Source organism: Streptomyces sp. NPDC046122 (assembly GCF_056429965.1).
Genome location: NZ_JBWKLQ010000004.1, coordinates 401,262 through 414,781 on the forward strand (window position 1 = coordinate 401,262; position 13,520 = coordinate 414,781).

14 protein-coding genes are annotated in these 13,520 nt (G+C 74.0%); 3 read left to right on the plus strand and 11 right to left on the minus strand.

The genetic code is table 11. From position 1 onward, the window contains the following. Nucleotides 1-9: 9 nt before the first annotated feature. The 8 genes from AC07FK_RS14970 to AC07FK_RS15005 all read right to left on the minus strand — a co-directional run bounded on the left by AC07FK_RS14970 (nucleotide 10) and on the right by AC07FK_RS15005 (nucleotide 7,075). On the minus strand, nucleotides 10-477 hold the full coding sequence (locus AC07FK_RS14970) for a BlaI/MecI/CopY family transcriptional regulator (RefSeq protein WP_479105291.1): 468 nt from the start codon (nucleotides 475-477) through the stop codon (nucleotides 10-12). Between the two features lie 104 nt (nucleotides 478-581). Next, nucleotides 582-767 carry a hypothetical protein gene (locus AC07FK_RS14975; RefSeq protein WP_479105292.1) on the minus strand — a complete coding sequence of 62 codons (186 nt, stop codon included), beginning with the start codon at nucleotides 765-767 and terminating at the stop codon, nucleotides 582-584. Nucleotides 768-781: 14 nt separating this feature from the next. Further along, nucleotides 782-1,348, minus strand: a complete 567-nt coding sequence (locus AC07FK_RS14980) for a hypothetical protein (protein ID WP_479105468.1) — start codon at nucleotides 1,346-1,348, stop codon at nucleotides 782-784. A 144-nt stretch (nucleotides 1,349-1,492) separates the two neighbouring features. Beyond that, nucleotides 1,493-2,299: a type III pantothenate kinase gene (locus AC07FK_RS14985; RefSeq protein ID WP_453407455.1), complete on the minus strand. Its 807-nt coding sequence runs from the start codon at nucleotides 2,297-2,299 to the stop codon at nucleotides 1,493-1,495. Between the two features lie 3 nt (nucleotides 2,300-2,302). Continuing rightward, on the minus strand, nucleotides 2,303-3,295 hold the full coding sequence (gene nadC, locus AC07FK_RS14990) for a carboxylating nicotinate-nucleotide diphosphorylase (RefSeq protein WP_479105293.1): 993 nt from the start codon (nucleotides 3,293-3,295) through the stop codon (nucleotides 2,303-2,305). A 2-nt stretch (nucleotides 3,296-3,297) separates the two neighbouring features. Next, nucleotides 3,298-5,049: an L-aspartate oxidase gene (locus AC07FK_RS14995; protein ID WP_479105294.1), complete on the minus strand. Its 1,752-nt coding sequence runs from the start codon at nucleotides 5,047-5,049 to the stop codon at nucleotides 3,298-3,300. Further along, complete coding sequence (gene panC, locus AC07FK_RS15000; RefSeq protein WP_479105295.1) at nucleotides 5,046-6,110, minus strand: pantoate--beta-alanine ligase; 1,065 nt, start codon at nucleotides 6,108-6,110, stop codon at nucleotides 5,046-5,048. Before panC ends, AC07FK_RS14995 begins: the two co-directional genes overlap by 4 nt. After that, complete coding sequence (locus AC07FK_RS15005; protein WP_479105296.1) at nucleotides 6,107-7,075, minus strand: Rossmann-like and DUF2520 domain-containing protein; 969 nt, start codon at nucleotides 7,073-7,075, stop codon at nucleotides 6,107-6,109. The genes panC and AC07FK_RS15005 overlap by 4 nt, the downstream gene beginning before the upstream one ends. 140 nt (nucleotides 7,076-7,215) lie before the next feature. On the opposite strand from AC07FK_RS15005, the gene AC07FK_RS15010 reads away from it, so the two are divergent. After that, nucleotides 7,216-8,370 carry a threonine aldolase family protein gene (locus tag AC07FK_RS15010; RefSeq protein WP_479105297.1) on the plus strand — a complete coding sequence of 385 codons (1,155 nt, stop codon included), beginning with the start codon at nucleotides 7,216-7,218 and terminating at the stop codon, nucleotides 8,368-8,370. Here the strand turns inward: AC07FK_RS15010 and AC07FK_RS15015 are convergent. Beyond that, on the minus strand, nucleotides 8,367-8,630 hold the full coding sequence (locus tag AC07FK_RS15015) for a hypothetical protein (protein ID WP_479105298.1): 264 nt from the start codon (nucleotides 8,628-8,630) through the stop codon (nucleotides 8,367-8,369). The genes AC07FK_RS15010 and AC07FK_RS15015 overlap by 4 nt on opposite strands. 106 nt (nucleotides 8,631-8,736) lie before the next feature. Between AC07FK_RS15015 and AC07FK_RS15020 the strand changes: the two genes are divergently transcribed. Further along, nucleotides 8,737-9,867 carry a DUF5937 family protein gene (locus AC07FK_RS15020; RefSeq protein WP_479105469.1) on the plus strand — a complete coding sequence of 377 codons (1,131 nt, stop codon included), beginning with the start codon at nucleotides 8,737-8,739 and terminating at the stop codon, nucleotides 9,865-9,867. Between the two features lie 4 nt (nucleotides 9,868-9,871). Here the strand turns inward: AC07FK_RS15020 and AC07FK_RS15025 are convergent, their stop codons facing one another. Both AC07FK_RS15025 and AC07FK_RS15030 read right to left on the minus strand, forming a co-directional pair. Next, nucleotides 9,872-11,014 carry an NADH-quinone oxidoreductase subunit D gene (locus AC07FK_RS15025; protein WP_479105299.1) on the minus strand — a complete coding sequence of 381 codons (1,143 nt, stop codon included), beginning with the start codon at nucleotides 11,012-11,014 and terminating at the stop codon, nucleotides 9,872-9,874. A gap of 190 nt (nucleotides 11,015-11,204) precedes the next feature. Beyond that, nucleotides 11,205-12,182, minus strand: a complete 978-nt coding sequence (locus AC07FK_RS15030) for an SAM-dependent methyltransferase (RefSeq protein WP_479105300.1) — start codon at nucleotides 12,180-12,182, stop codon at nucleotides 11,205-11,207. A 96-nt stretch (nucleotides 12,183-12,278) separates the two neighbouring features. On the opposite strand from AC07FK_RS15030, the gene AC07FK_RS15035 reads away from it, so the two are divergent. After that, nucleotides 12,279-13,484 carry a sensor histidine kinase gene (locus AC07FK_RS15035; RefSeq protein ID WP_479105301.1) on the plus strand — a complete coding sequence of 402 codons (1,206 nt, stop codon included), beginning with the start codon at nucleotides 12,279-12,281 and terminating at the stop codon, nucleotides 13,482-13,484. The last annotated feature ends 36 nt before the right edge of the window (nucleotides 13,485-13,520 follow it).

Sequence of the window (13,520 nt, forward strand, 5' to 3'; positions counted from 1 at the left end):
ACGTCGACGCTATCGCCCCGGACCCCCGGGGCTCTCGTCACCCTCTGCGGGTGCGCCGCCCTCGGCGGGCGCCGCGGGTTCGGCGGCTGCAGGGGCTGCAGGGGCTTCTACCGGATCGGTGCGCTGTACGACGCGCATCGCGTCCTCCAGCGCCTCGCGCTGCTCCGCCGACATCATGCCGAAGAAGGCCACCAGTGCCGCCGCGGGGTTGTCACTCGTCGACCAGGCTTCGTTCATCAGTGCGGCCGAGTAGGCGGCACGGGTGGAAACAGCCGTATATCGATAGGCGCGGCCTTCGACTTCCCTGCGGACCCAGCCCTTCTGATGGAGATTGTCCATTACGGTCATGACCGTCGTGTAGGCGATGGACCGTTCCTTCTGAAGGTCTTCCAGGACTTCCCTGACGGTGACCGGACGGTTCCACTGCCACACGCGCGTCATGACGGCGTCTTCCAGCTCTCCCAATTGGCGAGGCACAGCGCCACCATAGTAGGAGAAATCGGTAATGGCTGGTTATTTGCGCAGCGAAAAGGGCGTACGACTCGAAATGAGCCGTACGCCCTCGTGAGGCAAGGGACCGGTCAGGCGTCGCCGGGGGTCGGCCGGCCTGCCTGGCGGGTGCTCTCCGCCCGGGCGAGCGCGGCGTCCACGGCCGCGTCCTCCTTGGCCTTGTGGGAGCCGCCCTGCGTCTTGACGATCGTCGTGACCAGAGCGATGAAGAACGCGGCCATCACCACGGGGGGCAGGAGCGCGGAAACGTAGTCCATGCGGTCCAGGGTAGCTACCCCGCCGCCCTCCGCTGCCGCGGGGGCTCGGGGCGCTTGCGGGGCGGGAAGACCTCGGAAGGCTTCGGCATAGGGCGCTCCAAAGGATCGCGGGAGGGCTCCGGCTGCTTGGGCTTCGGCGGCTCGTCGGCGCCCGGGGCGCGGCCGCCCGCGATGGCCAGCAGCCGGGTGCGCGGGAGGGGCGCGGCGGTGCGGCCGGCCAGGCGCGCCCGCACGGACCGCTCGGCGACGGCCCGGCAGCGGTCGAGGAGCGCCGCGCCGGCCGGCGTGCCGCGCAGCCCGCGCAGGGCCACGAGATCCTCGGGGACGGGCTGGTAGCCGGTGGCCAGGGCGTCCTGGAGCAGCCCCAGATAGCCGCCGGCGGCCGCGGGGAGTGCGTCGCGGTAGCGGACGAGGTCGGCGAGGAGGAACGCGCGCAGCCGGTCCGCCTCGCGGACCGCCTCGTCCAGGGAGCCGGCGAGGCGCAGGCAGTCCTGGACGTCTTCGTCGGAAAGTGACGCGGGATGGAGGGCGATGGCGAGGGCGCGTCGGAGCACACGCAGCTCGTCCGCGCCGAACGCCATTCCGCCACGTGATCCGTAGGGCGTGGGCATGAGGTGACAATACGCACCAAACGGACAAAATCGGTTTAATGGATCTACGACGGCGCGGCGCGGCCGCCCGGCCGGGGCAGGGGCGGACGCCGCCCGCCACCACCCCCGCCGGGGTCACATCCGGGAGACGTTCCGCTCGTACACCAGCCGCAGGCCGATCAGGGTCAGCCACGGCTCGTGCTCGTCGATCTCCGAGGACTCGCCGAGCACCATCGGGGCCAGGCCGCCCGTGGCGATGACGGTCACGTCGTCCGGGTCGCCGTCGGGCCCCACGAGCTCGCGGGCCATGCGCCGCGTCACGCCGTCGACCTGGCCCGCGAAGCCGTAGACGATGCCGGACTGCATGGCCTCGACGGTGTTCTTGCCGATCACGCTGCGCGGCCGGGCCAGCTCGATCTTGCGGAGCTGGGCGCCCTTGACGCCGAGCGCCTCGACCGAGATCTCGATGCCCGGGGCGATGACGCCGCCCGTGTACTCGCCGCGCGCCGACACCGCGTCGAACGTCGTCGCCGTACCGAAGTCCACGACGATCGCCGGACCGCCGTAGAGCTCGACCGCCGCGACCGCGTTGATGATGCGGTCCGCGCCGACCTCCTTCGGGTTGTCCATCAGGATCGGCACGCCCGTCTTGATGCCGGGCTCGACGAGCACGGCGGGGACGTCCCCGTAGTACCGGCGGGTCACCTCGCGCAGCTCGTGCAGCACGGACGGGACGGTCGAGCAGATCGCGATGCCCTCGATGCCGTCGCCCAGTTCGTCGCCCAGCAGCGGGTGCATGCCCATCAGGCCCTGGAGGAGTACGGCGAGCTCGTCGGCCGTGCGGCGGGCGTCGGTGGAGATGCGCCAGTGCTCGACGATCTCCTCCCCGTCGAACAGACCGAGGACGGTGTGCGTGTTGCCGACGTCGATGGTGAGCAGCATGGGTTACTTCGCCTCGCGCAGGTCGAGGCCGATGTCGAGGATCGGGGAGGAGTGCGTGAGCGCCCCGACGGCGAGGAAGTCGACACCCGTGTCCGCGTACGCGCGGGCGTTCTCCAGGGTCAGGCGGCCGGAGGACTCGAGGATCGCGCGGCCGTTCACGAGAGCGACCGCCTCGGCGGTCTGCTCCGGGGTGAAGTTGTCCAGGAGGATCAGGTCGGCGCCCGCCTCCAGGACCTCGGTCACCTGGGCCAGCGTGTCGACCTCGACCTCGATGGGGACCTCGGGGAACGCCTCGCGCACGAGCGTGAACGCCTCGGCCACGCCGCCCGCCGCGACCACGTGGTTGTCCTTCACGAGCGCCGCGTCCGAGAGGGACATGCGGTGGTTGACGCCGCCGCCGCAGCGGACCGCGAACTTCTCCAGGGCGCGCAGCCCGGGGGTCGTCTTGCGGGTGTCGCGGACCTTGGCGCCGGTGCCTTCGAGGGCGTCCGCCCACGCGCGGGTGGCCGTCGCGATGCCCGAGAGCCGGCACAGCGCGTTGAGCGCGCTGCGCTCGCCGGTGAGCAGGTCGCGGGTGCGGGTGGTGACGCTGATGAGCTTCTGCCCGGCCTCGACCCGGTCGCCGTCCTCGACGTGCCGCTCGACCTCGAACTCGTCGGTGCAGATGACCGAGAGGATCGCTTCGGCGACGCGCAGACCCGCCACGGTGCCGGCCTCGCGGGCCGTGAAGTCGCCGGTCGCGACGGCGTCCTCGGGGACGGTCGCGACACTCGTGACGTCCACCCCGTGCGCCAGGTCCTCGGCGAGGGCGACGTTCGCGATGTCCTCGACCTCCAGCGGGTCGAGGCCCGACGCGACGAGGAGCTGCACGAGGTCGGGGTCGAGGCCGCACTCGGCGGTGTCGAGTTCGTACGTCTCCTCACCGCCGCAGCCGCAGGCGTCGCCGCAGCCGCCGGAGGCGGTCGGCAGGAGCTGGGGGTTGTCGGGCGTACTCACGGTTACTGCTCCCTCTGAGCTGGTACGGGGCCGGGTTCTACGGGCGGGAACGATGCGGTTTCGGTGCGGTGCACGGCGAGCGTGCGGCCGGGTGCGAGCCGTACGACGAGGTGGCGGCGCCAGGTGTCGTCGTCGCGGTCGGGGCGGTCCTCGCGCCAGTGGCAGCCGCGGGTCTCCTCGCGGGCGCGGGCGGCGGCGACCAGGACGCGCGCCACGAGGAGGAGGTTGGTGGCCTCCCAGGCATCCACGCCGGGTTCTGCGTCCTTGGCGTCATTGGCGTCGCTCCCGTGCTCCCGGTCCGCCGCCGCGGCGTCTCCTCCGGCCGGGTCCGCCGCGGTCCGGTACAGGAGCTCCAGGGCGTCGGCCGCGTGGTCGAGGCTGTCGGCGGAACGCAGCACTCCGGCGCCCGCCGTCATGATCCGCTGGATCCGGATGCGGGTGGCCGGGTCGAGGAGCGGGCCGGGGGCCTCCTCGCCGCCCACCGCCGGGCCGGGCGAGGCGGGGTGGGCCGCGATGTCGTCGGCGATGCGCTCGGCGAAGACCAGGCCCTCCAGGAGGGAGTTCGAGGCGAGCCGGTTCGCGCCGTGCACGCCCGTGCAGGCCACCTCGCCGCACGCGTAGAGCCCCGGGACCGTGGTGCGTCCGTGGAGGTCCGTGCGTACGCCGCCGGACGCGTAGTGCGCCGCCGGGGCGACCGGAATGGGCTGGGTGACGGGGTCGATGCCGTGCGAGCGGCAGGCCGCCAGGATGGTCGGGAAGCGGTTCTCCCACATCTCGGCGCCGAAGTGGCGGGCGTCGAGGTACATGTGCTCGGCGCCCTGCTCGCGCATCCGCCGCATGATGCCCTTGGCGACGATGTCGCGCGGGGCCAGCTCCGCGAGCTCGTGCTGCCCGACCATGAAGCGCACGCCGTCCGCGTCGACGAGGTGGGCGCCCTCGCCCCGTACGGCCTCCGACACCAGGGGCTGCTGGCCCTCCGCGTCCGCGCCCAGGAAGAGCACCGTCGGGTGGAACTGGACGAATTCGAGGTCCGAGACCTCGGCGCCCGCGCGCAGCGCCAGCGCGACGCCGTCGCCGGTCGAGACGGACGGGTTCGTGGTGGCCGAGAAGACCTGCCCCATGCCGCCGGTCGCGAGGACGACGGCCGGGGCGCGGACGGCGCCGACGCCGTCGTGCTGGCCCTCGCCCATGACGTGCAGGGTGACGCCCGCCGTACGACCGTCGGCGTCCGTCAGCAGGTCCAGGACCAGGGCGTTCTCGATCGTACGGAGGGACGCGAGCCGTACGGCCTCGACGAGCGCCCGGGAGATCTCCGCGCCCGTGGCGTCGCCGCCGGCGTGGGCGATGCGGCGGCGGTGGTGGCCGCCCTCGCGGGTGAGCTGGATGACGCCCGACTCGGGGTCGGTGTCGAAGAGGGCGCCGGTGTCGATCAGGCGGCGCACGGCGTCGGGCCCCTCGGTGACCAGGGCCCGTACGGCCTCCTCGTCGCACAGGCCCGCGCCCGCGACGAGGGTGTCGTCCAGGTGCTGTTCGGGGGTGTCCCCCTCGCCGAGGGCGGCGGCTATGCCGCCCTGCGCCCAGCGCGTGGAGCCGTCGTCCAGGCGGGCCTTGGTGACGACGACCGTACGCAGGCCGGCGGCGGCGCACCGCAGGGCCGCGGTCAGGCCGGCGACGCCGGAGCCGACGACCACGACGTCCGCGTCGACGGTCCAGCCGGGGGCGGGGGCCTTCAGCCGTATACCGGTTCGGGTCATGCCGGGGCTCCCTGCTCGCGGGCTTCGCTGTCTGGGCCGGCCTCGTGGACGAAGGTCAGCGGGATGTTGTCGATGAGGCGCGTGGCGCCGACCCTGGCGGCCACGGCGAGGATCGCGTCGCCGCTGTAGGCGTCGGACACCTCGGTGAAGTCGGACGGGTCGACCAGGGCGGCGTAGTCGAGGACGAGCGGCGGGTCGAGGCGCGCCGCCTCGTCGAGGACGGCGGCCGCCGCCGCGCGGACCGCCGCCGGGCCGCTGAGGTCCGCGTGGCCCGCCTGCTCGACGGCGTGCGCGTCGGCCGCCGCGCGGGCCTCCCCGAGGCCGGCGAGGGCCGCCACCCGCGCGGGGGTCGTCGGCGCGCCCTGGGCCGCCGCGCGCGCGTGCAGGGCCTCGAGGGCGATGAGCCGGTCGCGGGAGGCGAACAGCGCGCGGGAGAGGGCGAGCGCGGTGCGGCGCTCGTCGGGGGCGAGGTAGCGGTTGCGGCTGGACAGGGCCAGGCCGTCCTCCTCGCGGACCGTCGGTACGCCGACGATCTCGACGGGGAAGTTCAGGTCGCGCGCCATGCGGCGGATCAGGGCGAGCTGCTGGGCGTCCTTCTGGCCGAAGAAGGCGACGTCGGGCGCGGTCAGGTGCAGCAGCTTCGCGACGACGGTCAGCATGCCGTCGAAGTGGCCGGGGCGGGACGCCCCTTCGAGCCGCTCGCCCATCGGGCCGGCGGTGATACGGACCTGCGGTGCGCCGCCCGGGTACACCTCGTCGGCGGACGGGGCGAACACGGCGTTCGCACCGGCCCGTTCGGCGAGCGCGAGGTCGGCGTCGAGGGTGCGCGGGTAGCGGTCGAGGTCCTCGCCGGCCCCGAACTGGAGCGGGTTGACGAAGACCGTGACGACGACGAAGCCCGTGGGCCCGACGTGCCGCCGCGCGGTGCGGATCAGCGTCGCGTGGCCCTCGTGCAGGGCGCCCATGGTCATGACGACGGCGGTGCGGCCGGGCGCGCCGGAGTGCTCCAGCGCGTGGCGGAGGTCCTCGCGTGTGGGGACCAGCTCGAAGGCGGCGCTCATCGGTCCTCTCCCCCGGCCCCGTCGGCCGTGTCCCCGTCGGGGCCGGTGGCGCCCCCGTCGGCCAGTACGTCCAGCAGGTCCTCGGCCAGCTCCGCCTTGAGCAGGCCGTGCGCGAGGGCGCGGTCGGCGGTCGTACGGGCCATGGCGAGGTATCCCGCGACGGCCTGCGGCGCATGCTCGCGCAACTGCGCGACGTGCGCGGCGACCGTTCCCGCGTCCCCGCGGGCGACGGGGCCGGTCAGGGCCGCGTCGCCGGAGCGCAGCGCGTTGTCGAGGGCCGCGCCGAGGAGCGGTCCGAGCATCCGGTCGGGCGCCTCGACGCCCGCGGTGCGCAGCAGTTCCATGGACTGGGCCACCAGGGTGACCAGGTGGTTCGCGCCGATGGCGAGGGCGGCGTGGTAGAGCGGGCGTGCCTCCTCGGCGATCCATTCGGGCTCGCCGCCCATCTCGATGACCAGGGCCTCGGCCGCGAGGCGCAGCTCCTCGGGTGCGGTGACGCCGAAGGAGCAGCCCGCGAGCCGCTGCACGTCGACGGACGTTCCCGTGAACGTCATCGCGGGGTGCAGGGCCAGGGGCAGCGCGCCGGCGCGCAGGGCGGGCTCCAGCACGCGCGTTCCGTACCGTCCGGAGGTGTGCACGAGGAGCTGTCCGGGGCGTACCGCGCCGGTCTCCGCGAGCCCCTCGACGAGGCCCGGCAGGGCGTCGTCGGGAACGGTCAGCAGGACGAGTTCGGCGCGGGCCAGGACTTCGGCGGGGGTGACGAGCGGGACGTCGGGCAGGAGCGCCGCCGCTCGGCGTACGGACGCGTCCGAGACGCCGGAGACGGCGACCGGGCGGTGGCCCGCGAGCCGCAGCGCGGCGGCGAGGGCGGGGCCCACCCTGCCCGCGCCGACCACGCCCACGGTGAGGCGGGCTGGGCGGTTCCTGGCATCCAGGGGCTCATGTGCTGCGTGTGGTGCGTTCACGTTCACGCGGGGACGGCCTTCCGTTCCAGTCCGCGGGGGGTACCGGACGATTTCTGGTCATGCTACGCCAGCGTTTCGTCCGATTGCCTCGCTGTCCACAGGCTGTGGGCAGGGGCCGCACGGTACGCGATGATCGTCCGATGACGGACAGCAGCGAGCAGGACGAGCGCCGGCGCAGGCTCACCGCCTGGAGAAAGTCCGGGCGCACTCTCTGGCGTGCCCCGGTCGAGTCGACGGTGGCCGAGCGGCTGGCGGCGCTGGCGGACGCCGGCGGCGTGTACGACCTGGACGAGTGGTCCGACGTGTACGGCGACGGCGTGGTCGCCGAGCTGGAGCGGCGCGTCGCGCGGACGCTGGGCACGGAGGCGGCGGCGTACTTCCCGACCGGCACGATGGCGCAGCAGGTGGCGCTGCGGTGCTGGGCGGGGCGTACCGGCAGCGCGACGGTGGCGCTGCATCCGCTGTCGCACCCGGAGGTGCACGAGGGCGGCGCGCTGTCGGCGGTGAGCGGGCTGCGCACGACGCATCCGACGGTCGCGCCGCGTCTTCCCACGGCGGACGAGGTCCGCGACTTCGACGAGCCGTTCGGCACGCTGATGCTCGAACTGCCGCTGCGCGACGCCGGTTTCGTCCTGCCGTCGTGGGAGGAGCTGACGGCGGTCGTCGAGGCGGCGCGGGAGCGGGATGCGGTGGTGCACTTCGACGGCGCCCGACTGTGGGAATGCGCCCCCCACTTCGGGCGCGCGCTCCCGGAGATCGCGGAGCTGGCGGACAGCGTGTACGTGTCGTTCTACAAGTCCCTGGGCGCCATGTCAGGGGCGGCGCTGGCCGGACCGGCCTCCCTGGTGGCGGAGGCGCGCGTGTGGCGGCACCGGTACGGCGGGCAGGTCTTCCAGCAGTACCCGGCGGCGCTCTCCGCCCTGATCGGCCTGGAGCGGGAGCTGCCCCGGCTGCCGGAGTACGTCGCCCACGCGAAGGTGGTGGCCGCGGCGCTCGCCGACGGATTCCGGGCGGCGGGCGTGCCGTGGTTCCGGGTGCACCCCGAGCCGCCGCACACGCACCAGTTCCAGGTGTGGCTGCCGTATCCGGCGGATGTCCTGACGGAGGCGTCGGTGCGGCAGGCGGAGGAGACGGGCGTGACGCTGTTCCGGAGGTGGTTCGAGGACGCGCCGCCGGGGCTCTCCTGCACGGAGGTGACGGTGGCGGCGGCCGGTTTGAAGTGGACGGCGCGGGACGTTTCGGCGGCGGTGGCGGACTTCACCCCACGCCTGGCGCCGGCCGGCGGCGCCTCCTAGCCGCACGGACGCGGCGTCCCCGCGCCCACCGGGCGGGGGCGGCGTGCCGTGCGGGCGCCGGCGGAGGCGAGCAGGGCGGCGAGGGCGGTCCGCAGCCGACAGGCGCGCGGCGGCCGGCCCTCGACCACCGCCCACAAGCGCCGGTACTCGCGGACCTCGCGCACCGCCTGCCAGTCGTGGCGGCCGGGCGCCGGGGGCGCGGGGGCTGCGAGACGGGCGGCGCGGTGGACGTCGAGCATGTGCTGCTGGATGGCGTTCATGTCCTCCACCCTGCGCGGGCCGCCGCCCGCGGCGCGCTTCGTTTGACGAGCCCCGTCAATCGGCGGCCGTCCGGTCGGCGACAGCGGGCACGATGGGCGCATGAGCGTGTCCATCGACATCACCGGCCTGCCCCCCGAGCGCATCACCTTCGAGACCTCCCCGCTGGCGGAGCTCGGCATGGCCCTGCACGCGCTGTCCGAGCCCGGCCACCACCCGGGGCTGCACGGCTGGGCGACCGCGGCCGCCGCGTCGCTGAAGCCGGACCTCGCGGACCGGATGAGCGAGGCGGAGTTCCTGTGGCGCAGCACGTTCTCGGACGTCTTCATGCCGTTCGCCGGGGTGCGCGGCGGGGACGGCAGGACGGGCGCCACGCTCGCCGAGGACCTGGACGCGCTGGACCGGCTGGACGACGAGCGGTTCGTCTCGGCCGCGCTGGAGTTCACCTGCTCCAGTACGTACGGCATCGCGGGTCCCTCCCCGCTCGTGGACGCGGCGACGCGCGAACGGGCCCTGGACCTGGCCGCCGCGCGCGGCCCCCGGCAGACGGACTTCGCCCGGCGGCTGCTGGCCGACCCCGCCTCCGTACGGGCCTGGCTGCGGCGCCTGTTCGAGGACTGCGACCAGGCGTTCTTCGCGGACACCTGGCACCGGACACGGGTCCAGCTGACCACCGCCGCGCGGCATCACGGCGAGGTGCTGCGCCGCAAGGGACTCGCGGAGGCGCTGCGCGCGGTGTCCCCCGCGCTGACGCTGGAGACGGGCGGCAGCCCGGGCGGGGCGAGGACCCGTATCCACGTCGACAAGCTGGCCGAGGGCCGGACGAGCGCCGTCGAGCCCGGCGTCGGCGCGGGGCTCACCCTCGTGCCGTCGAGTTTCGGCCGGCCGCACCTGTCGGTCCTGCACGCGCCCGGCTGGCGCCCGGTGATCCACTATCCGGTCGGCGCACCCGAGCTCTCCTCCCCCGCCTCGGTCGACCTGCTGAAGCTGCGGATGGAGGCGCTGGCGCACCCGATGCGCATGCGCCTGTGCCGCAATCTGGCCCGCTCGCCGTACACGACGGGCGAGCTGGCCGACTCGCACGGCATCACCGCGCCCGAGGTCTCGCGCCATCTGACCGTCCTGCGCAAGGCCGGGCTGCTGACGACCCGGCGCCGTGGCCGCTACGTCCTGCACAGCCTCGATCTCCAGGTCGTGTCCCGGCTGGGCAGCGACTTCCTGGAGGGCGTGCTGCGCTAGCCGGTCACTTGTCGATGTCGCCGACGACGAAGAAGAGCGATCCGAGGATCGCCACCATGTCGGCGACGAGCGTGCCCGGCAGCAGTTCCACCAGGGCCTGGATGTTGTTGAAGGAGGCGGAGCGCAGCTTCAGGCGGTACGGCGTCTTCTCGCCCTTGGAGACGAGGTAGTAGCCGTTGATGCCGAGCGGGTTCTCGGTCCAGGCGTAGGTGTGGCCCTCGGGGGCCTTCAGCACCTTCGGCAGCCGCTGGTTGATGGGGCCGGGCGCCAGGTCCGCCATCCGGTCCAGGCAGGCGTCCGCGAGGTCCAGGGCGTTGTGGGTCTGTTCGAGCAGGACCTCGAAGCGGGCGAGGCAGTCGCCCTCGGTGCGGGTGGCCACCTTCAGGGTGTCCTGGAGTTCGCCGTACGCGAGGTACGGCTCGTCGCGGCGGAGGTCGAAGTCGACCCCGGAGCCGCGGGCGATGGGGCCGCTCACTCCGTACGCGTGCACGGCCTCGCGCGACAGGACGCCGACGTCGCGCGTGCGGCCGCGGAAGATCTCGTTGCCGGTGACCAGGTCGTCGTACACGTCCATGCGGGACCGGACGTCCGCCACGGCCGCGCGGGCGCGGCCGAGCCAGCCGGCGGGGAGGTCCTCCTTGAGACCGCCGACCCGGTTGAACATGTAGTGCATGCGGCCGCCGGAGACCTCCTCCATGACCGCCTGGAGCTCCTCGCGCTCCCGGAACGCGTAGAAGACCGGGGTGATGCCGCCCAGTTCGAGGGGGTACGAACCGAGGAACATGAGGTGGTTCAGGACGCGGTTCAGCTCGGCGAGGAGCGTACGGGTCCAGACGGCGCGCTCGGGGACCTCCATGCCGAGCATGCGCTCGACGGCCATGACGACGCCGAGCTCGTTGGAGAACGCGGACAGCCAGTCGTGGCGGTTCGCGAGCATCACGATCTGGCGGTAGTCACGGGCCTCGAAGAGCTTCTCCGCGCCGCGGTGCATGTAGCCGATGACCGGCTCCGCGTGCTGGATGCGTTCGCCGTCGAGCACGAGCCTGAGGCGGAGGACGCCGTGCGTGGAGGGATGCTGGGGGCCGATGTTGAGCACCATGTCGGTGCTCTCCGCCGCGCCGCCGATGCCGACCGTGGTCTCCGTCATGCGGCCAGTATCCCCTGTACCGGCAACGGCCCGGGCTCCGGCCCAGGGGGCGGACGCGGGACGTCTCCCCGGGTGCCGAACCTTCGGGCAGCGCCGCGGTCCGAAGGCGGCGGTTGCGTTCGACACCCTGCGGGGAGCGCCCCGGCACGTCCCTTCCGCCACTGGTCGAGAAGGCCGGGCGGGCCGGCGGTCATCGGGGAATCGGCTGCCTCAGCCAGGTGAAGTCGCCCAGGCCGCCGCGGGCCGTCAGCTCCGCCGCCTCACCGGCCGCCGACAGCGCCCGTACGTACGCCGCCGGGTCCGTGCCCGCCAGCGCCAGCGGCGGGCGGGCGGCCGTCACGCCCAGCCGGTGCAGCGCCTCGCGCTGCGACACCAGCTCGGCGCCCGGCAGCGCGCAGGCGTCCAGGGCGACGTGGGAGGTGAGGTCGCAGGTGCCGTCCGGGACCGGGCGCACCTCGCGGCCCGCCCGGAAGCCCGTCAGCGTGCCGAAGGGGGGCCGCGCCGCGCTCTCGTGCGCGTAGTCCACCGCGACCGCGAGGCCGGCGTCGAGTGTGGCCACCGCCGCCGCCCACGCCGCGTCGCGGGGGCGGCCGATCTCGGCCCGCAGCCCCGGTTCGCCGCCCGGCGCGAGAGGCCACCAGCGCGCGAGCCAGTCCGCGTCCGGACCGGCCACCGGGTCGCCCAGGCGCTCCTCGCCGTCCTCACGTCGTACGAGGACGTACCGCGCGACGCCCGCCGCGTCGGTCTCGGCCACGTCCACCGGGACGTTGTCCAGCCACTCGTTCGCGAACAGCAGCCCGCTCACGCCCGCCGGGGGCTCGGCGAGCCACTCGATGCGGTGATCGAGGCCCGGTGGCCGGGGCGCGCGTTCCACGCCGTACGCCCTCACCCGCGCCGCCGCTTCCGCCGGCAGCGCCGCCAGGACCGCCGACAGCAGCTCGCCCCGCCCCGCCCCCACGTCGACCAGCGCGATCTCGGCCGGCCGCCCGAGCGACGCGTCCACCTCCGTGAGCAGCCGCGCGACCGCCCCCGCGTACAGCGCGGACGCGTGCACCGACGTACGGAAGTGGCCGGCCGGCCCGCTGCCCCCGGACCGCACGTAGAAACCGCCGGGGCCGTAGAGCGCCTGCTCCGCGGCTTCACGCCACCCCTGCCACTCATCCGTCACGGCACCAAGTCTCCACCTTGGGGAGTAGGCTCCGGCCCACTGGATCGCTCCTCCGGTTGACCCCTGCACCCATCTGCTTTCCTTACGCTGGGTTACGTGCAACGCCTCTACGATTTCCTCCGCCGGCACCCGACGACTGTCGACAGCTTCTGGGCTGTGATGCTCCTCGGGTTCTCCCTGGTGTGGGCCGTACAGGCGTCGATGGGGACCGAGCCGCGCATCGCGGCCGTCCCGATCGTCACGCTGCTGTCCCTCGTGGTGGCCCTGCGCCGCCGCGCTCCGGAGAAGATGCTGCTGCTGGCCGTCCTGATGGGCGTGGCGCAGCTGGTGCTCGACGTGGAGGTCAATCCCGCCGACTGGGCGATGCTCGTCATCATCTACACGGTCGCCGCGAGCGACGGGCCCCGCTGGGCCTCCCGCGTCGCGCTCTTCGGCGGTCTGACGGCGGCGCCGCTGGCGGCCCTGCGCTGGCCCGCCGACAGTGGCGGCGGCTCGGTCCTCGCGTCGGTCTTCTTCGTGATCGTCATGGCGCTGCCGTTCGCGCTGGCGTGGGTCCTCGGGGACTCCATGCGCACCCGCCGGGCGTACTTCGCCGAACTGGAGGAGCGCGCCGCCCGGCTGGAGAAGGAGCGCGAGGCGCAGTCGCAGGTGGCCGTCGCCGCCGAGCGGGCCCGTATCGCCCGCGAGCTGCACGACGTCGTCGCGCACAACGTCTCGGTCATGGTGGTGCAGGCGGACGGCGCGGCGTACGTCATGGACGCCTCGCCCGCGCAGGCCCGGCAGGCGCTGGAGACGATCTCCACGACCGGCCGCCAGGCGCTCGCCGAGATGCGGCGGCTGCTGGGCGTGCTGCGGACCGGTGAGCACCAGGAGAGCGGCGAGTACGTGCCCCAGCCGGACGTGGAGCAGATCGAAGATCTGGTCGAGCAGGTCCGCACGGCCGGGCTGACCGTCGATTTCAAGATCGAGGGCACGCCGAGGCCGCTGCCGAGCGGGGTGGAGCTCACGGCGTACCGCATCGTTCAGGAGGCGCTCACCAACACGCGCAAGCACGGCGGGCCGGAGGCTGGCGCGAGCGTGCGCCTCGTGTACTTCGACGACGGGCTCGGCCTGCTCGTCGAGGACGACGGGCGGGGCGCGGCGCACGAACTGTACGAGGACGGCGGCGCGGACGGGCGGGGCCACGGCCTGATCGGCATGCGCGAGCGCGTCGGTATGGTCGGCGGCACGCTCGACGCCGGGCCGCGGCCGGGCGGCGGCTTCCGGATCAGCGCGCTGCTGCCGCTCAAACCGGCCCACTGAGGCCACCCGTCCATGACTCGCTACGCCGACGAAAGG

Coding starts and splice junctions, on each gene's coding strand:
- AC07FK_RS14995 (WP_479105294.1), bottom strand. CDS start 5,049: ATGACCCGAACCGGTATACGGCTGAAGGCCCCCGCCCCCGGCTGGACC.
- AC07FK_RS15025 (WP_479105299.1), bottom strand. CDS start 11,014: ATGACGGAGACCACGGTCGGCATCGGCGGCGCGGCGGAGAGCACCGAC.
- panC (WP_479105295.1), bottom strand. CDS start 6,110: ATGAGCGCCGCCTTCGAGCTGGTCCCCACACGCGAGGACCTCCGCCAC.
- AC07FK_RS14975 (WP_479105292.1), bottom strand. CDS start 767: ATGGACTACGTTTCCGCGCTCCTGCCCCCCGTGGTGATGGCCGCGTTC.
- AC07FK_RS15015 (WP_479105298.1), bottom strand. CDS start 8,630: ATGAACGCCATCCAGCAGCACATGCTCGACGTCCACCGCGCCGCCCGT.
- AC07FK_RS14980 (WP_479105468.1), bottom strand. CDS start 1,348: ATGGCGTTCGGCGCGGACGAGCTGCGTGTGCTCCGACGCGCCCTCGCC.
- AC07FK_RS15010 (WP_479105297.1), top strand. CDS start 7,216: ATGACGGACAGCAGCGAGCAGGACGAGCGCCGGCGCAGGCTCACCGCC.
- AC07FK_RS14985 (WP_453407455.1), bottom strand. CDS start 2,299: ATGCTGCTCACCATCGACGTCGGCAACACGCACACCGTCCTCGGTCTG.